The organism is Pseudomonas grandcourensis (genome assembly GCF_039909015.1).
In the GTDB taxonomy this organism is placed as follows: domain Bacteria; phylum Pseudomonadota; class Gammaproteobacteria; order Pseudomonadales; family Pseudomonadaceae; genus Aquipseudomonas; species Aquipseudomonas grandcourensis.
This window is the reverse complement of the sequence record NZ_CP150919.1, coordinates 6,592,387-6,610,444: the sequence shown is the minus strand read 5'-3', so window position 1 is coordinate 6,610,444 and position 18,058 is coordinate 6,592,387. Positions and strand designations below refer to the sequence as shown.

The following is an 18,058-nucleotide window of genomic DNA, read 5'->3' as shown; positions in this document are numbered from 1 at the left end:
ACCCGACCAGAAGTCTGCCGCCATGCGTCCTGCCCGTGCCCTGATCGACCTTCAAGCCCTGCGCAACAACTACCGAATCGCCCGTGAACTCACGGGGGCCAAAGCCCTCGCGGTGATCAAGGCTGATGCCTATGGCCATGGCGCGGTGCGTTGCGCCCAGGCGCTGGAAGCCGAGGCGGACGGGTTTGCCGTGGCCTGCATCGAAGAGGCGTTGGAACTGCGGGCGGCGGGCATTCGTGCGCCGATCCTGCTGCTGGAAGGTTTTTTCGAAGCCGATGAGCTGGCGCTGATTGTCGAGCATGATTTCTGGTGCGTGGTGCATTCGCTGTGGCAGCTCGAAGCCATCGAGAAAGCGACGTTGAGCAAGCCGATCACCGTGTGGCTGAAGCTCGATTCGGGCATGCACCGCGTGGGTCTGCACCCGGCGGATTATCAGGCGGCCTATCAACGGCTGCTAGCTAGCGGCAAAGTCGCGAAAGTGGTGCTGATGAGCCACTTTGCGCGTGCCGACGAACTGCACGAACAAGCGAGTGCCGATCAGGTGGCGGTGTTTGAAGCGGCGCGCAAGGGCTTGTCCGCCGAGGTCAGCCTGCGCAACTCGCCGGCGGTGCTCGGTTGGCCGCAGATTCCGAGTGATTGGGTGCGCCCGGGCATCATGCTCTACGGCGCCACGCCCTTCGAAGAAGCCAACGAAACAGCATCGCGCCTGCAACCGGTCATGACCCTGGAGTCGAAGGTGATCAGTGTGCGCGAGTTGCCGGCCGGTGAGCCCGTCGGCTACGGCGCCAAATTCATCACCCCGAAACCGATGCGCATTGGCGTCGTGGCCATGGGTTACGCCGACGGCTACCCGCGTCTGGCTCCGACCGGCACGCCAGTGCTGGTTGCCGGGCAGCGCAGCCAGCTGATCGGCCGGGTATCGATGGACATGCTCTGCATCGACCTGACCGATGTGCCGCAGGCCGGCCTCGGTTCGACCGTCGAGTTGTGGGGCAAAAACATCCTCGCCAGTGATGTGGCCATGGCTGCCGGCACGATTCCTTACCAGATCTTCTGCAACCTGCGCCGAGTGCCACTGCTCTATTCCGGGGCTTAGTGCACAGGGCTCAGGACCGGAAGTCGCCTCGCTGAGCAGGATTCAGGTCAAGGTGTTGTAAATACTGAACGCTGTCGCCATGATAACGCTCACTATTCCAACAATCTGAATCCTGGAGGCGCAAGCTTTGGACGTCGGTGAACGACTGCAATCCATCCGTAGGCTCAAAGGCCTTTCCCAGCGTGAGCTCGCCAAACGGGCGGGGGTCACCAACAGCACGATCTCGATGATCGAGAAGAACAGCGTCAGCCCCTCGATCAGTTCGCTGCGCAAAGTGCTGGGCGGAATTCCCATGTCCATGGTCGAGTTCTTTTCCGAAGAAATCCTGCAGGAAAAACCGACCCAGATCGTCTACAAGGCCAACGAGCTGATCGATATTTCCGATGGCGCGGTGACCATGAAGCTGGTCGGTCGGGCGCACCCGAGCCGGGCTATCGCATTCCTCAATGAAATCTATCCGCCAGGCGCCGACACCGGTGACGAGATGCTCACCCATGAGGGCGAGGAAACCGGCATCCTGGTCGAAGGAAAACTGGAACTGGTGGTCGGTCTCGAAACTTTTGTCCTCGAAGCCGGCGATAGCTACTACTTTGAAAGTACCAAGCCACACCGTTTCCGTAATCCGTTCGATGTGCCGGCGCGACTAATCAGCGCAGCCACACCGGCGAATTTCTAAGAAAAGAGGCGTCCTGCCAGCATCGCAGAGGCGCCCGGGCTGTATTTCCGTCGCGGCCTAAGACCCCTCCGACTTTGGGGTTGTTTCAGTGCGACGGGCTTACCGCTATACTTGCGCCCGCCTGCGAACCGTGGCCGTAGGCGTGACTAGCCACCATTGAGGGTGAACGCGTGAACCTAATTATGAAAATGCTGGCTGCACCAGCAACCGTATTGGCCCTATGGGCTGTCAGTGTCAGCGCTCAGGCTGCGACCAACGACGATATCGCCAAACGCCTTGAGCCAGTCGGCCAGGTTTGTGTTCAGGGTAAAGAGTGCAAAGGGATGGAAGTGGCCACTGCCGCCGGCGGCGGTGGTGGTGCGAAAACTCCGGATGATGTGATTGCAAAACATTGCAACGCTTGCCACGGTTCAGGCCTGTTGGGCGCGCCGAAAATCGGTGATGCCGCTGCCTGGAAAGAACGTGCCGATCACCAGGGTGGCCTCGATGGCATCCTGGCCAAAGCCATTACCGGTATCAACTCGATGCCGCCTAAAGGCACTTGTGCCGATTGCTCCGACGCCGAGCTCAAAGGCGCCATCCAGAAGATGTCCGGCTTGAAATAAGCCTGAGTCTTGCTGGTGAAAAGCCGCTTTCGAGCGGCTTTTTTGTGCCTGTGATTTGACCCGGGTGGCTGTTCATTGCAGCAAAGACACGGCAAGCTCGGTCCAGGCCCAAGTCATGGAACGTGAGGGAGGATCCGATGGTTCAGCTGTGCTCTATCGAACAGGCAGTCGATGACGTCTTGGCACGGTTGCCGGCGCATATCCACATGGGCCTGCCTCTGGGGTTGGGCAAACCCAATCACTTCGTCAACGCGCTGTATCGGCGAATCGCACAGTCGCCCGAGCGACGGCTGACGATCTACACCGCGTTGTGTCTGGGCCGCCCACCCTTGGGCGATGGTTTGCAGACGCGATTTCTCGAACCCTTTGTCGAGCGGGTGTTCGGCGATTATCCGGAGCTGGAATTTCTCGCCGACCTGCGCCGCGATGGCCTGCCGGGCAACATCCACATCCAGCAGTTCTTCATGCAGCCCGGCAGCCTGCTCAACAGTGCCACGGCGCAACAGGATTACGTCAGCAGCAATTACAGCCATGCGGCGCGGGACATCAATGCCGCCGGGTTGAATCTGGTGGCGCAACTGGTGGCCAGCGATGCCGAACATCCCGACCGCTTGAGCCTGAGCTGCAACCCGGACATCACCCTCGACCTGTTGCCGATGATCGCCAAGCGCCGCGCCGCCGGAGAAACCATCCTGCTGATCGGCCAGGTACACAACGATCTGCCCTACATGGCCGGCGATGCGGAACTCGGCATCGACACCTTTGACCTGCTGATCGATGAGAAGGACAACACCACGCTATTTTCCACGCCGAACATGCCGGTGGGGTGTCAGGACCATTTCATTGGCCTGCACGCCAGCACCCTGGTGCGTGACGGCGGCACCTTGCAGATCGGCATCGGTTCCATGGGCGATGCGCTGACGGCGGCGCTGCTGGCGCGGCAAACCGACAACGACGGATACAGCGCTTTGCTGGCAGACGTAAACCTCAGCCACTGGGCGCAACTGATCGAGCGCGAAGGCGGCATCGAACCCTTCGCCAAGGGCTTGTACGGTTGCAGCGAAATGTTCGTCAACGGCTTGCTGGTGCTGGCCGATGCCGGGATCGTGCGGCGCAAGGTTTATCCGGACGTGGCGACCCAACAGCAGGCGGATGCCGGCACCCTCGACGAGACTGCGCAAACCGATGGCATCTCGGTGCACGGCGGATTCTTCCTCGGTCCGCGCAGCTACTACGAACGCTTGCGCGAATTGCCGCAAAACGAGCGGCTTGCATTCAACATGACCCGCATCAGCTACATCAACGAGCTCTACGGCCAGGAAGAACTCAAGCGCTTGCAGCGCCTGGATGCGCGGTTCATCAACACCGCATTCACCGTGACCTTGCTCGGTGCGGCGGTGGCGGATCAGCTGGAAGACGGGCGTGTGCTCAGCGGCGTAGGCGGGCAGTACAACTTCGTGGTGCAGGGTCATGCACTGCAAGGCGCGCGCTCGGTGTTGCTGCTGCGCAGTTGGCGCGAGTCTGGCGGCGATGTCAGCTCGAACATCGTCTGGGTATACGGTCACTGCACGATTCCCCGGCACTTGCGGGACATCGTGGTCACCGAATACGGCATCGCCGATCTTCGCGGCAAGACTGATGCAGCAGTGATCGAGGCCTTGCTCAATATCAGTGACTCGCGTTTTCAGCCGGGATTGATCGAGCAGGCGCAGAAAGTCGGCAAACTGCCCAAGGACTTCCGTCTCGATCCGCGCTTTACCGATAACAGTCCGCAGCGTTTGCAGGAGATTCAGGCGCGGCATCCGCAGCTGTTTCCGGAGTATCCGCTGGGCTGTGATTTCACCGAGGTGGAGCGGGATCTGTTGCGGGCGCTGAACTGGCTCAAGAGCAAGTTCAAGCTGAGCGAGGTGCTGGAATTGGGCAAGGCAGCGCTGGATGCACCGGAGCCTGCGTTGTTCCAGGAGCATCTGCAGCGCATGCAATTGGCCAGCCCGGAGGGGATGAAGGAGGATTTGTATCAGCGCCTGCTGCTCACAGGCCTCAAGGCCACCGCACAGTAACTGCTCGCCCAAAAACAACTGTAGGAGTGAGCCTGCTCGCGATAGCGGTGTATCAGCCAATGACTATGTCGGCTGACACTATGCAATCGCGAGCAGGCTCGCTCCTACAGGGGTATTACTGCGTCCCGGCTTACTCGATAAAGGTCACGACGCCATCGGCCAGCGACTTCACGCGGGCCAGGGACTCTACGCGATAACCCTGCGAGTCCAGTTCCGCACGACCGCCCTGGAACGACTTCTCGATCACGATGCCCAGGCCCGCCACGGTGGCGCCAGCCTGCTTGATGATCGAAATCAGTGCCTGGGACGCTTTACCGTTGGCCAGGAAGTCATCGATGATCAGCACGCGGTCGCTGCTGGTCAGGTGGCGCGGGGAGATGGCCACGGTGCTTTCGGTCTGCTTGGTAAACGAGTAGACGGTCGCCGACAACAGGTTTTCGGTCAGGGTCAGGGACTGGTGCTTGCGGGCGAAAATCACCGGCACACCCAGGTTCAGACCGGTCATGATCGCAGGGGCAATGCCCGAGGCTTCGATGGTGACGATCTTGGTGATGCCCGAGTCCTTGAACAGCGTGGCGAATTCGTCGCCGATCAGCTTCATCAGGGCCGGGTCGATCTGGTGGTTCAGAAAGGCGTCGACTTTCAGGACCTGGTCGGAAAGCACGATGCCTTCTTCGCGAATTTTCTTGTGCAGTGCTTCCATGAAGCTGTCCTCTTTTGGCGCCTGTGCGCCGAAGGTCATATAAAAGTGGTCAATTCTAGCGCTTTAACATCGCGCGTATATCCGCCAATGCGTTGTTGCCTCGCACGGCTTTGACTTCGGTCGGGGTGTCGTCGTTGCCTTCCCAGGCCAGATCGTCCGGCGGCAACTCATCGAGGAAACGGCTCGGCGCGCAATCGATGATCTCGCCGTACTGCTTGCGCTTGGCGGCGAAGGTGAAGGCCAGGGTCTGGCGCGCGCGGGTAATGCCCACGTAGGCCAGGCGACGTTCTTCTTCGATGGTGTCGGCTTCGATGCTGGAACGGTGCGGGAGGATTTCCTCCTCCATGCCCATGATGAACACGTAAGGGAATTCCAGGCCCTTGGACGCATGCAAGGTCATCATCTGTACGCCTTCGGCGCCATCTTCCTCTTCCTGCTGACGCTCAAGCATGTCGCGCAGGACGAGTTTGCCGATGGCGTCCTCGACCGTCATCTCGCCTTCTTCGTCTTTTTCCAGGGTGTTCTTCAGCGCCTCGATCAGGAACCAGACGTTACCCATGCGGTAATCCGCGGCCTTGTCACTGGAGCTGTTGGTGCGTAGCCAGTTCTCGTAGTCGATGTCCATGACCATGCTGCGCAGGGCCGAGATAGGGTCTTCGCCAGCGCACTGCTCGCGCACCCTGTCCATGAAACGCTTGAAGCGCGACAGGCGATCGGTGAAGCGACTGTCCAGATGCTCGCCCAGGCCGATTTCATCGGTGGCTGCGTACATCGAGATCTTGCGCTCGGTGGCGTAGTTGCCCAGCTTCTCCAGCGTGGTCGAACCGATCTCGCGGCGCGGCACGTTGATCACCCGCAGGAACGCGTTGTCGTCGTCCGGGTTCACGATCAGGCGGAAGTAGGCCATCAGGTCTTTCACTTCCTGACGCCCGAAGAAGCTGTTGCCACCGGACAGACGATACGGTACCTGGTGATGCTGCAACTTCAGCTCGATCAGCTTGGCCTGGTAGTTGCCGCGATACAGGATCGCGAAATCGCTGTACGGGCGGTCGGTGCGCAGGTGCAGGCTGAGGATTTCCATGGCCACGCGCTCGGCCTCGGCGTCCTCGTTGCGGCAACGGATCACGCGGATCTCGTCACCGTGGCCCATTTCACTCCACAGCTGCTTTTCGAATTCGTGGGGGTTGTTCGAGATCAGCACGTTGGCGCAGCGCAGGATGCGGCTGGTGGAGCGGTAGTTCTGCTCCAGCATCACCACCTTCAAGGACGGGTAGTCTTCCTTGAGCAGCATCAGGTTTTCCGGGCGAGCGCCGCGCCAGGCATAGATCGACTGGTCGTCGTCGCCCACCACGGTGAACTGGTTGCGTTTGCCGATGAGCATTTTCACCAGCAAATACTGGCTGGCGTTGGTGTCCTGGTATTCGTCGACCAGCAGGTAACGCACCTTGTTCTGCCACTTTTCCAGGATGTCGGCGTGCTCTTCGAACAGCTTCACCGGCAGCAGGATCAGGTCGTCGAAGTCCACCGCGTTGAACGCCTTGAGCGTGCGCTGGTAGTGGGTGTAGACGATGGCTGCGGTCTGTTCCTTGGGGTTGCGCGCGTTTTCCAGTGCCTGGGCCGGCAGGATCAGGTCGTTCTTCCAGGCGCCGATCATGTTCTTGATCTCGTCGACGCCATCGTCGCCCGAGTATTCCTTCTGCATGATGTCGGTCATCAGGGCCTTGACGTCGGTCTCGTCGAAGATCGAGAAGCCCGGTTTGTAGCCCAGCCGCACGTGTTCCTTGCGGATGATGTTCAGGCCCAGGTTGTGAAACGTGCAGACCGTCAGCCCGCGCCCTTCACCGGCACGCAGCAGGGTGCCGACCCGTTCCTTCATTTCGCGGGCGGCCTTGTTGGTAAAGGTCATGGCGACGATGTACTGGGCGCGAATGCCGCAGTTCTGGATCAGGTGCGCGATTTTGCGCGTGATCACGCTGGTCTTGCCGGAGCCTGCACCGGCGAGCACCAATAGAGGGCCGCCGACGTAGTTCACGGCTTCTTGCTGCCGGGGATTGAGTCGGGACATACGTAAATTCAGGAGTCAGTCACGAAATGGGCCGGCATTTTAACAGGCTCAGCGAATTGTGCTGCTCTGTCCGACTTGTGACGTACCACGCTATCTGTAATTGCCGGTTTTGTTACTTTCACGCAGGATGCGCAACGAATTTGCGGCTAATGTTCGTAATTCCGGATACAAAGGGCTGGTTTTGCTCACTGATGTCATTGTCATTGGTCATCGGAACGGCATAATGCCCGTCGCCTACATCTTTGCAGAGTCTAGGGAGCTAGCTTGTCTACGCCTGTCGAACCCTTGCGTTTGCTGCTACTGGCCGAAGAGCCAGCGTGGGCAGCGTTGTTGCGCGAGTGTCTGGCTCCTATGGGGAGCTCGGCCGTGCTCATCAGCGCGCCGAGTTGGGAGTCGGTCAGCAGCCTGTTCGATGACAACCGCAGCGCGGTGTTATTGACCATCCCGCAACTTCAACCGGCGCCGGGCCGTTGCAGCCTGCCGACGGTGTTGTTGCTCGACCATGAGCCGCTGATTCCGCCCGACGGCGTGAGTGACTGGCTGGTGCGCGATCTGCTCGATACCGGCATGTTGCGCCGCTGCCTGCGGCATGTGCGCGAACGTGGCGTCCTGGAAAACACTCTGCAACGCCTGGCCGAGCAAGATCCGCTGACCGGCATCGCCAACCGCCAGGGTTTCCAGACCCTGCTGACGGCGCGTCTGGCGGAAAACGACGGTCGCGGCCTGGCCCTCGGTCATCTCGACCTCGACAACTTTCGTTATGCCAACGACGCCCTTGGCCATCAGGCCGGTGACCGCCTGATCCTGCAAGTGGTGGCACGGCTCAAGAATCAACTTGAGGTCGGCGATCAACTGGCACGCCTGGGCAGCGATGAATTCGCTCTGCTGATCGACACCCGTCGCGCTCCCCAGCGTGCCGAGTGGATGGCCGAGCGCATCAGCGAAGCACTGGCCGAGCCTTATTGGGTCGATGGCGAAAGCCTGCTGATCGGTTCCAGTCTGGGCATCGCCCACGCCCGGGCCCAGGCCGGTGCGGACCCGCTGATGTGGCACGCGCACATCGCCATGCAGCAGGCCAAAAGCACTCAGGGCTGCACCTTTCACATTTTCAACGAGCGCATCAACCGCAATGCCCGCAGCATCGCCGACCTCGAAACCGAGCTGCGCCGGGCGCTGCGCCGCGATGAGCTGGAATTGCACTACCAGCCACGGCTGAACCTCGAAGACGGGCAAATCGTCGGCCTCGAAGCGTTGGTGCGCTGGCGGCATGCCGAGCGCGGCTTGCTAGCACCGAGTGAATTCGTGCCGCTGGCCGAGCAAAGTGGTCTGATTGTGCCGCTGGGTTACTGGGTGATTTCCCGGGCCTTGCGCGACATGCAGGCGCTGCTTGAGCTGGGTTTGCCGCCGTTGCACATGGCGATCAACCTGTCGTTCCGGCAGTTCCAGGACAGCCAGTTGCTGTCGACCCTCAGCCGCCTGATTGCCGAGCGCGGTGTCGAAGCGCAGTGGCTGGAGTTCGAGCTGACCGAAACCGCCGTGATGCGCCGCAGCGATCTGGTCAAGCAGACCATGGACGCCCTCGGGCGCCTCGGTGTGCGCTTCTCCCTGGACGACTTCGGCACCGGGTTCTCGTCGTTCGTGCACCTCAACAGCCTGCCGATCACCTTGCTGAAGATCGACAAGAGCTTTGTCGGCGGCATGGAGCAGCGCGAGGAAAACCGCAAACTGGTCCACGCGATGATCAACCTGGCGCACAACCTCAACCTTGAGGTGGTCGCAGAAGGTGTGGAAACGCCGGAGCAACTGGATCTGCTGCGCGGGTTTGAATGCGATCAGGTGCAGGGGTATTTGATCAGCAAGCCATTGCCGCTGGTTGAGTTGGTGGAATATCTGACGTTTGGTTCCGGCGAGCAGAGCATCGTCGAGGCCATTTAAAGGATCGCAGCCTGCGGCAGCTCCTACATGGGAATGTGTTAACCCTGTAGGAACTGCCGAAGGCTGCGATCTTTTGATCCTAATCCGGCTGAATCACCTGAAAACTGCCTTGTGCCGAAGGCTCCCGCCGAATCATCCGCTTCATCTTCCACTCAAACCCCAGCGTCAGGCTCACCGCCGCACACGCCAGCCCCAGCGCCAGACCCCACCAGACACCCGTTGGCCCCCAGTCCAGGTGAAACGCCATCCACCACGCCGCCGGTGCGCCAATCAGCCAATAGCAACCCAAGCCGACGAGGAAAGTGGTCTTGGCATCCTTGAGTCCGCGAATGCAGCCCATGGCAATGGTTTGCACGCCGTCGAACAGCTCAAACCATGCCGCCACCGCCAGCAGGCTCACGGCAAGGTTGATGACATCGCGAAACGCCGGGTCGTTGTGGTCGAGAAACAGGCCGACCAACTGGTTTGGCAACAGCCAGAAGACCATGGCGAAACACAGCATCGCCGCCGCCCCGAACGCAATGCCGACCCGTCCGGCCAGCCGCGCATCCAGCAGTTGCCCGGCGCCGTAGTGCTGGCCGATGCGCATGGTGATCGCATAAGAAATCCCCGCCGGGACCATGAACGCCACCGAAACGATTTGCAGGGCGATCTGGTGCGCGCCCAGTTGCGTGCTGCCCATGGTGCCCATGCATAGCGCGGCGAAGGCAAACAGCCCGACTTCCACTGCGTAGGTGCCGCCAATCGGCAGGCCCAGGCGCCACAGCTCCTTCAGGTACTGGCGGTTCAGCCGCGACAGGCCCTGGCACAGCGGATAGGCGTCATACGCCGGATGCCGACGAATGTGCCACGCCAGCGCAAGCGCCATGAGGTTGGCGACAATCGCAGTCACGAGCCCGATACCCATCAGCCCCAGTTTCGGCAGACCGAACATCCCGGTAATCAGCGCATAGTTGAGCAGGAAGTTGGCCACCGTTCCGCCCAGGCTGATGACCATCACCGGCGTCGCACGGCCAATGGCGCTGGTGAACCCGCGCAGGGCCATGAAGCTCAGGTAGCCGGGCAGGGCGAACGGCAGGAAGATCAAAAACTGCCCGGCTGCGTTGACGTTGGTTTCGGTCTGGCCGAACAGCAGCAGCACCGGTTTGAGGTTCCACAGCAGCAAACCGGCGGCCAGCGCCATCAACCATGCCAGCCACAGCCCGGCCTGGGTCAGCCGGGTAGCCCCGACAATATCGCCGGCCCCCTGACGGATCGCCACCAGCGTACCTACCGCTGCGATCACGCCGATGCAGAAAATCGACACGAACGAATAGGTCGCCGCACCGAGCCCGCCACCGGCCAGGGCCTCGGGACTCAGGCGCGCCATCATCAGGGTGTCGGTGAGGACCATCAGCATGTGCGCCAACTGCGAGGCAATCAGCGGCCCCGCCAACCGCAGGATGGCCCAGAGTTCAGTACGTGCTGGATGCTGCATGGTCATCACGCTCGATTATCAAAGGGAACAGGAAAGCACCGATTCTCGGCGCTCTGCGCGGTTTGCACAAAGGGATAAAAAGGATGGGTGGCATGATTAAAACTCATGTGAGAGAGTTTCCGATAAGCTGAAGCAATCGCGCTGTAGGAGCTTTCCTGATGTCTCGTCGTCTTCCTCCCTTGTATGCCCTTCGAGCATTCGAAGCGGCGGCGCGGCATAGCTCGTTTACCCGTGCGGCCGAAGAACTGTCGATTACCCAAAGCGCGGTCAGCCGACATATTCGTACGCTCGAAGAGCATTTTGCCTGCCGCTTATTTCACCGCAGTGGCCGCAACCTGCAACTGACCGAGTCGGCCCGTTTGCTGTTGCCGGGCATTCGTGACGGTTTCACTGCACTTGAACGTGCCTGTAATACCTTGCGCGCCGAAGACGACATCCTGCGCATGAAAGCCCCGTCGACCCTGACCATGCGCTGGTTGTTGGCGCGCCTCAGTCGTTTTCGGCACCTTCAACCGGGCAATGAAGTGCAGCTGACCAGCGCCTGGATGGACATCGACTCGGTGGACTTCAATCAGGAACCGTTCGATTGCGCCGTAATCCTCAGCAACGGGAATTTCCCGCCGGACTGGGAGGCTACTTTGTTATTTCCAGAGGAACTGATTCCGGTGGGCGCGCCGGATCTTTTGAACGATCAGCCTTGGGACGTCGCACGCCTGGCCAGCACCGAACTGCTACACCCAACGCCCGACCGTCGCGACTGGCGCAGTTGGCTGGAACGCATGGGCCTGACCGATCAAGTTTCACTCAAGGGCGGCCAGGTGTTCGACACGCTGGAGTTGGGGATGATCGCGGCCGCCCGAGGCTATGGTGTGTCCATGGGCGATTTGTTGATGGTGGCTGAGGATGTTGCGCAGGGACGTCTGAGTTTGCCGTGGCCGACGGCGGTCGCCAGCGGTGAGAATTATTACCTGGTCTGGCCGAAAACCCGCCCCGGAGGTGAGCGTTTGCGCCGCCTCAGCGTTTTCCTCTTGGGTGAGGTTCGGGCCATGGAGTTACCGGCGGTCGAGCACCTGAGCTGAATCATCGCGGGCAAGTCGGATCGCCGCACTGCACGCTCTCGCAGGTTATGTGTCGTTCCACCCTCTTGTGAATGACACAAACCTTGTGGGAGCAGGCTTGCCCGCGATGGGCTCACTTCAATTTCGGATCAGTCCTCAAGCTAATCGCACTTGGCACTGCTGGATACTTCCTTGCTCGCCTGTTTCAACTGGTTACTCAACTCAGCCGCATTGGTGCTGTTGTAAACCCGGCCGCCGGTGTTTTCAGCGATGCAGCGTGACGGGCCGCCAGCACCGATTTTCACCACGTTGACCCGCAGGCGCGGTTGTTCCCTGGCGATTCGACGGGATACCGCGCAAACGTCCTGCCCGCAACCATCTTCTCCGTCGACAAACATCACGATAACCGCATCGTTATTGCGCCCGTCGACGGTACTCGCCGCGCGGGCCAGGCTGTCGGCCAGCGGTGTGCCGTCGTCGGGAACCAGACCTCGAATCCCGTTGATCAGCCGCGGGCGGTCGCCGAACTTGAACACACCCCGGTCCGGTGTTCTTTCACAGCCGGCGAAGGTGATCAGGCGTGTGTCGATCTTCGGGTCCAGCCCGTTGATCATGCTGGCCAGCGAGTCCTTGGCGACGTCCATGCGGCTGGGTTTGGCGGTGAGCCGCATGGTGCGGTTCGGGTCCAGGAGCTTGTTGAGGTCGGGACCGAAGAACCAGTCCTCGTCGGCTTTCACTGACTTGATGTTCAAATCCATCGAACCCGAGGTGTCGAGCACCACCACGAATTGCGGGACCTCTGCGTTCGGCGCATTTTTACGGCATGCGAAGTTGTCCAGCGTTGGGGCTGGTGGCGGGGTAGCCACTACCGGTTTTGGTGGTGGAACCGGTTTGGGTGGCGGGATCGGCTTGGGTTCCGGTGCCGGTTTTGGTGGCGGGACCGGCTTGGGTTCCGGTACCGGTTCTGGCGTGGGTTCCGGTTCCACGACAGGCTCGGGGACAGGCTCAACCGGTTTCTCAACCGGCGTCACCACCGGCGCCACAGGCGCTACAGGCGGAACCACGACAACCGGCTCACGGTGCAGGAACCACCAGAGCCACAGCGCCAGAAGCAGCAACAGCAGCGCGAGCAAAGCCGCCGCGATCCACCAGCCACGACGCGATGGCGGCACGACCGGCACGACCGGCGGCACGATCGGCTTGGGCGGGCGCTGGTTCCAGCGCACCACCAATGGCTCACCGTTGAGGCTGTAGAGTTTGTCCAGCTCAGGCGTGCCGAGCAGGCTGCGCAGGTCATCTGCTACCGTCGGTTGACCGCGTTTTTGCAGTTCATCCGCCAGCAGTCCGAGGGACGTCTGACGTACTTCATAGGTTTCCAGCAAACGTCGTTGCGCGTCCTCGTTGAGGTCAGCATAGGGCGTGGGTTGGCCACCCAGTTCGGTCCACCATTCCAGCACGTCGCCGCTGCCCATCCGCGGGATAGCAAACAGACTGGCGACGGTCGGCGGAAAGTGTTTCTGGATGAGGGCGACTTTGGCTTGCAGCGCACTCATCCCCTCCGATGTGGCGTGCGCATCCCTGATGACCCGCTGCATGACGACGATTCCTGAAAAAGCGCAGGCATCCATCGGGATGCTTGCGGGGTGAAAAGTTACTCTTCGTAGCCGAGGCTGAATTGCAGCTGATTGACCTTCTTCTGCAATGTTTTCAGCTCTTGCTGCTTGGCCGCCAGCGTTGCGGGCGTTGATTTGGTCGTTGGCGCCGCTTGCGGAGCCTTGAGCTGCCGCTCGAGGTCGGCAATCTGCTTCTGCACCTGGGCTTCATTGCCACGCCGGGCCTTGAGCGAGGTCAGCAGTTGCGCCAGTGACTGATTCAGCGCCGCCTGGGATTTCTGCTGGCTGGCCAGATCGGTCTTGGTGCTGAGTTGTTGGGCCTGAATGTTCTCGTACACCTGACGGAACATTGCGTTTTGCTGACGGGACTCGCTCAGGGCATGTTCATTCTGCTTGACCTGATCGCTGTAACCACCGGAGTAGTCGCAGTTCATTTTGGTCAGCATGCTGCTGTCGCGATTGGTCGCATCGCATTCGCCAGGCTTGGCCGCGCAACCGTTCAGGGCCAGGACGGCAGTGATGACCATCAGTTGTCTTAGCGTCATGTGCTTAGCCCAGGGTGATTGCGGATCGTTGGCTGTACAGAGCGTCGACTTCCTTCTGCAGGCTGACGACTTTATGGTTCATTTTCTGAATGTTCATGTCTACCTGCTTCATCTCGGCGCTGGTGCCTTGTGCGCGCTCGGCGTCTGCCACTTTGCTGTACTCGGTGACTTTGGTACGCATGTTGGCGAGGTCTTTACGCAGGCGCGCGATGTCCGAATCGATCCCGGCGATTTGCGCCTGAGCCCTGCTCTTGTCGACTTTCTTGTTGGCGATGTCCTTTTTGATCTGGGCAATTTGCGCCTGGTCATCATTGATCACTTGTTGAGCGGTCGCGGTACGGGCGATCACGTTCTGCGTGTCTTGTTGGACGTCGCTGTTCATCTTCGCCAAACGGGTGGTGGTGTCGGCGTATTCGCTGCGACGTTGATCCAGGTAATAGTTGGCGCCCATGGCCACGCCACATGCGGTAATACCGGCGGCGATGACGCACACGGTTTTGTTGTTGCTGTTGGACAGCGCGCAAGCGAGGATGCCGACTCCGGCGCCGACGGCGCAGGCCTGGTATCCGGACTTGCTGAAGAACTCTGCGTCATTGCCCTGGGTCAGGCGCGGGTCGGCACCGTCGCCGCCGCCTTCGCCGAGCATAGAGCTGCCGGTATTGGCGCAACCGGTCATTAGCAGGCTGCCGGCGACTACGAAAGCGATCTGTAGCTTGAAGCGAGTCCAAAGGCTGCGCGACATGGTGAAACTCCTAGGTAACGGTTTTGACGCATTGTTATTGAGTAACGGTTTTGCAGCTGTTCAGCCAGGCTTCAGTATCGATTTTCTGCTTTTGCAGAAACGCCTTCTGATTGGCCCAGTGCGTGCGCAAGTAAGGTTTGAGGTCTTGCAGCTGTTTGTTGCGGCTGATGATTTCTTCCATTACCGGGACTTGCGTTTCAAGCAGTGGCTGGCCGTACAAGGTTGCCGATTCCACCAGGCTGCTGGCGTAGTAACGGCTGAGTTTGTGCAGGCGATCCTTCTGCTCGTCGAGCTTGGTTTTACGCATGTCGCAACTGGCATCTTTGTCCGCGCTTTCGCAGTTGAGCTTGTAGTTCTTTTGCAGGAAGTCCACGTACTGGCCGTCGTCGAGCATCTTGGTGCACAAGAATGCGCCCAGATTGAGGCTGGCGCGAATCGCCTGGTCGCGGGTTTCTTCCTGCTGCTGGTTGCTGGCACGCAGCTGGTTTTCCAGGGCCTGGAGTTTTTCCTTGAGCGCTTTGTCTTCGACGCCCGAGGCCAGGCTGTTCAGGGATTGTACGGTGCCTTTGTCGGCGGATTCGGCTTCCTTGCTGCCGGTGCCGAGTTTCTTCCAGCTGCTTTCGATGCTGGCGACCCGCTCGCGAGAGGTGAGGGTCGGTGAGACCATGACCAAGCGAAGGCCGGTGGTCTTGTTTTTCACCTGGCCTTCGGCGTTGTAATACGGCTCTTCTTTACGCAATGCCGTACGCAGGTCGGCCTGCGCGGTCAGGTAGTTGCCGCCGCGGACGACGTAGCCGCCGGCCTGACCATGCTGGCGGTCGAGTTTGTTCAGGCGAAACGGCTCGAACATCATTTCGTCGACGTTACCGAGCATGTCATGCAGGCCCAGCGGGTTGGGCTTTTGCAGACCGGTCAATTGCACTTTGCCGTTGGACGATTGCGCCCCGGCAAACCACTCGTAGGCGTTGATGCCTTCTGGCATCGGGTAGTGCGTGTCGCGGAATTCAGCGGCACCGACTTCCAGCCCGCCGCGCGCGGCGAACTCCCACTCGACTTCGGTTGGCAGGCGCAGAAAGCCTTGCGCGCCGTCTTCCTTGGGCAGCTTGCCGGCGGCGTTTTTGCGCAGCCACAGGTTGTACTTGTCGGCGGCTTCGATGGCTTGCACCCAGCTCACCGCCGTTTGCGGCAAGCGCATCTTGGTGGCGGCGGTGGGGCAGGTTGCTTCGGTCAGCGCGGCGTATTGCAGTTGACTCATCTCGTACTTGGCCATCAGGTAGTAGCGGGATTTGTCGTTCTTGGCCCCGGTAAAACTGCCGGCGATAAAGGTCGGACGGGTCTGTTCGACGTAGCCGTATTCCGCGCCGTCCTGACCGATGTTGATCGGGTAGTCGTCCAGCGGACCGGCGACCGGAATGAACACCTTGCGAAATACCATCGAGCCTTCGCAGGGCATCGGCAGCACGACGTCGCCAGCCTCGGGCATCGGGTTGTAATACTTCTCTTCCCAGCCCGCCGCCGAGGCGTCGAGCATGTAGCCGAGGCTCAGGGGCAACAGCAAGCCAAAACGTTTATAGCTCACGCAGACTCTCCGCAGGTTGGATGTTGATGGCTCGCAGGGCACCAATCATGGCCACCAATGCAGCGACCAAAAAGGTCAGGAGCAGGGCGGCCAGGCCATGCCAAACAGTGATGTGGCAAACAAAGGTACCGGTGGCCCGACTGCTGCCGAGCAAGTAGTCGAACAAATGACTGCCAACGGCATAAAACCCCAGCCCGCCAACGTAGCCGGCCAGGCTCAGCGCAAGGGCTTGCAGAATCACGAAACCACCGACGGCCCTGCGTTTGAAACCCAGCAGACGCAGGACCGCCAGGCTTTTGCGTTTACGGTCGATGTTGGCCAGGAACGCGCCAACCATCGATGCCACGCAGCCGATCAGCGCCGCCGCGGCGATCACACCGAAGATCAGCCCCAGCACATGGTTGATGGCTTTGACGTTGTCGATGTCGGCCAACCGGCTCGAGGTTTCGATGTGTTGTTCGTTGAGCCAGCGTTCCAGCGGCGCGACCTGATCAATGTCGCGCGCATACACGCGGGCGCGGGCATACAGCGGTTGCAGATTACCCTGAGGCTTGCCGGTGTCAACGCCGAACCCACTGACCTGATAACCGTCGCGAAAGCGCTCCAGATCCAGCAGCAGCGGCGGGGCGACAAACCCGGCCGCGCGACCGAAACGGGCACCGTCGAGCACGGCCAGTACCGTCAGCGTCATCTCGCCGCGTTCATTGACACCTTCCAGGCGGCGCAAGGCCCGCAGCTGCACGCTGTCGCCGGCCTTGGCCTGCAAGCGTTGCGCTGCACTGGCGCTGAGGATCACTTGATTGCCGACGGGGTTGAGTGGCGCCAGGTTCAGTTGTGGGTCGCCGGGCTCAGTGGCGATGATTTCCGCGCCTTCAACAAACCGTTGCATGCCGATCAGCAGGTCAGCCTGGGTATTGAGAGAGCGGGTCTGGCCGAGGGCAAAACCGGTCTCGGGGCGCTGGCGCAAACGCTCGATCCAGGCCGTGTCGTAGTTGCCGTTGCTGAGCATCTTCACTTCAAGGTTGCGCGGGTCGCGCAGCAGTTCGTCCTGCAGCTGGCTGACCACCCCGTGTTTGAGCCCAAACAGCAGCAGCAACGGCGCGATCACCGCCACCAGGGAGGCGGCGATGCACAGCGAGACCTTACGGTCGTGCCAGAGGTCTTGCAGCGCCAGTGAACCCAGCAGGTGCAAGCGTTCAGTCCATCGGTTCAAACAGAGTCTCCCCCTGATGGCTGATAGCGCCGAGTCGCGGCAAGCCGAAATCCTTCAGCAAGGCCCAGTCATGGGATACAACGAGTGCACTCAGGCCCATGCTCGACACCAGGCTCAGGAGCAGCTCGAACAAACGCCGGGCACTGAGAGGGTCGAGCGCGGCGGTCGGCTCGTCGGCCAACAGCAGCAGCGGTTCATGGGCAATTGCCCGAACGCAGGCCACGCGCTGGCGTTCGCCGATCGACAAGGCCTGAGGTTGTTTATCCAGCAACCCTTGCAGGCGCAACACGTCAACGGCGTGGTCGATGTGATCGCTCTTCACCGGCATCCCGAGCAAACGGCGCGGCAGGCTGATGTTGTCTCGCACGCTCAGGAACGGCAGCAAGCCGCCGCTCTGCAAAATGAAGCCCAAATGTCGTGAACGCACCGCTGCAAGAGCAGGCTGGTCGTCAGTGGCCAGCAGTTGGGCGATATCCTGAGCGTGCGTCGGGCCCAGCCGAAAGCGCTCGAGTTCCACCGGTGCGAGCAACAGGCCGATGGCTTCGAGCAACGTGCTTTTGCCACTGCCGCTCTCGCCGGTGATGGCGAGGATTTCTCCGGCGCCGACCTGCAAGTGCGGCAGTCGCACGTGATGGGCCTGTGCGCCTTCACCACGGCGCACCAGCAGGTTCTTGATATCGAGCATTGGCGT

General features: G+C 60.7%; 15 protein-coding genes. 6 read left to right on the top strand and 9 right to left on the bottom strand.

The genetic code is table 11. From position 1 onward, the window contains the following. The first annotated feature begins 22 nt into the window (after positions 1 to 22). From alr to AABM52_RS29810, 4 genes are all read left to right on the top strand, one after another. Positions 23 to 1,096, top strand: coding sequence for an alanine racemase (gene alr / locus AABM52_RS29825; RefSeq protein ID WP_347909746.1), 1,074 nt, complete (start codon positions 23 to 25; stop codon positions 1,094 to 1,096). Between the two features lie 127 nt (positions 1,097 to 1,223). Further along, positions 1,224 to 1,772 (top strand): cupin domain-containing protein, encoded by a 549-nt coding sequence (locus AABM52_RS29820; RefSeq protein WP_008023455.1) that lies wholly within the window; start codon positions 1,224 to 1,226, stop codon positions 1,770 to 1,772. A 182-nt stretch (positions 1,773 to 1,954) separates the two neighbouring features. Continuing rightward, positions 1,955 to 2,377 carry a c-type cytochrome gene (locus AABM52_RS29815; protein WP_347912707.1) on the top strand — a complete coding sequence of 141 codons (423 nt, stop codon included), beginning with the start codon at positions 1,955 to 1,957 and terminating at the stop codon, positions 2,375 to 2,377. A gap of 137 nt (positions 2,378 to 2,514) precedes the next feature. Continuing rightward, complete coding sequence (locus AABM52_RS29810; RefSeq protein WP_347909745.1) at positions 2,515 to 4,437, top strand: acetyl-CoA hydrolase/transferase C-terminal domain-containing protein; 1,923 nt, start codon at positions 2,515 to 2,517, stop codon at positions 4,435 to 4,437. Positions 4,438 to 4,567: 130 nt separating this feature from the next. On the opposite strand, the gene AABM52_RS29805 is transcribed toward AABM52_RS29810, so the two are convergent. Then, entirely contained in the window at positions 4,568 to 5,140 is a 573-nt protein-coding gene (locus AABM52_RS29805; RefSeq protein WP_046038985.1) for a xanthine phosphoribosyltransferase, read from the bottom strand. A gap of 55 nt (positions 5,141 to 5,195) precedes the next feature. Next, the gene (rep, locus tag AABM52_RS29800) at positions 5,196 to 7,205 is read right to left on the bottom strand and encodes a DNA helicase Rep (RefSeq protein WP_095943382.1); all 2,010 of its coding nucleotides are present in this window, start codon (positions 7,203 to 7,205) and stop codon (positions 5,196 to 5,198) included. Between the two features lie 264 nt (positions 7,206 to 7,469). Between rep and AABM52_RS29795 the strand changes: the two genes are divergently transcribed. After that, complete coding sequence (locus AABM52_RS29795) at positions 7,470 to 9,140, top strand: bifunctional diguanylate cyclase/phosphodiesterase (protein ID WP_347909744.1); 1,671 nt, start codon at positions 7,470 to 7,472, stop codon at positions 9,138 to 9,140. Between the two features lie 79 nt (positions 9,141 to 9,219). On the opposite strand, the gene AABM52_RS29790 is transcribed toward AABM52_RS29795, so the two are convergent. Continuing rightward, positions 9,220 to 10,617: a NorM family multidrug efflux MATE transporter gene (locus tag AABM52_RS29790; protein ID WP_347909743.1), complete on the bottom strand. Its 1,398-nt coding sequence runs from the start codon at positions 10,615 to 10,617 to the stop codon at positions 9,220 to 9,222. Between the two features lie 158 nt (positions 10,618 to 10,775). Here AABM52_RS29790 and AABM52_RS29785 point away from each other — a divergent pair, with 158 nt between their 5' ends. After that, positions 10,776 to 11,696, top strand: a complete 921-nt coding sequence (locus AABM52_RS29785) for a LysR substrate-binding domain-containing protein (protein ID WP_347909742.1) — start codon at positions 10,776 to 10,778, stop codon at positions 11,694 to 11,696. Between the two features lie 140 nt (positions 11,697 to 11,836). Here the strand turns inward: AABM52_RS29785 and AABM52_RS29780 are convergent, their stop codons facing one another. Genes AABM52_RS29780 through AABM52_RS29755 form a run of 6 tightly spaced genes read right to left on the bottom strand, consistent with a single transcriptional unit; the run spans position 11,837 to position 18,052 of the window. Next, positions 11,837 to 13,270 carry a VWA domain-containing protein gene (locus tag AABM52_RS29780; RefSeq protein ID WP_347909741.1) on the bottom strand — a complete coding sequence of 478 codons (1,434 nt, stop codon included), beginning with the start codon at positions 13,268 to 13,270 and terminating at the stop codon, positions 11,837 to 11,839. A 56-nt stretch (positions 13,271 to 13,326) separates the two neighbouring features. Continuing rightward, complete coding sequence (locus tag AABM52_RS29775) at positions 13,327 to 13,833, bottom strand: hypothetical protein (protein ID WP_347909740.1); 507 nt, start codon at positions 13,831 to 13,833, stop codon at positions 13,327 to 13,329. A gap of 4 nt (positions 13,834 to 13,837) precedes the next feature. Then, entirely contained in the window at positions 13,838 to 14,575 is a 738-nt protein-coding gene (locus tag AABM52_RS29770; protein WP_347909739.1) for a hypothetical protein, read from the bottom strand. Positions 14,576 to 14,609: 34 nt separating this feature from the next. Next, entirely contained in the window at positions 14,610 to 16,154 is a 1,545-nt protein-coding gene (locus tag AABM52_RS29765; protein WP_347909737.1) for an SUMF1/EgtB/PvdO family nonheme iron enzyme, read from the bottom strand. Further along, complete coding sequence (locus tag AABM52_RS29760) at positions 16,144 to 17,367, bottom strand: FtsX-like permease family protein (RefSeq protein WP_347909736.1); 1,224 nt, start codon at positions 17,365 to 17,367, stop codon at positions 16,144 to 16,146. Before AABM52_RS29760 ends, AABM52_RS29765 begins: the two co-directional genes overlap by 11 nt. After that, the gene (locus AABM52_RS29755) at positions 17,351 to 18,052 is read right to left on the bottom strand and encodes an ABC transporter ATP-binding protein (protein ID WP_347909734.1); all 702 of its coding nucleotides are present in this window, start codon (positions 18,050 to 18,052) and stop codon (positions 17,351 to 17,353) included. The genes AABM52_RS29760 and AABM52_RS29755 overlap by 17 nt, the downstream gene beginning before the upstream one ends. Between the last annotated feature and the right edge of the window lie 6 nt (positions 18,053 to 18,058).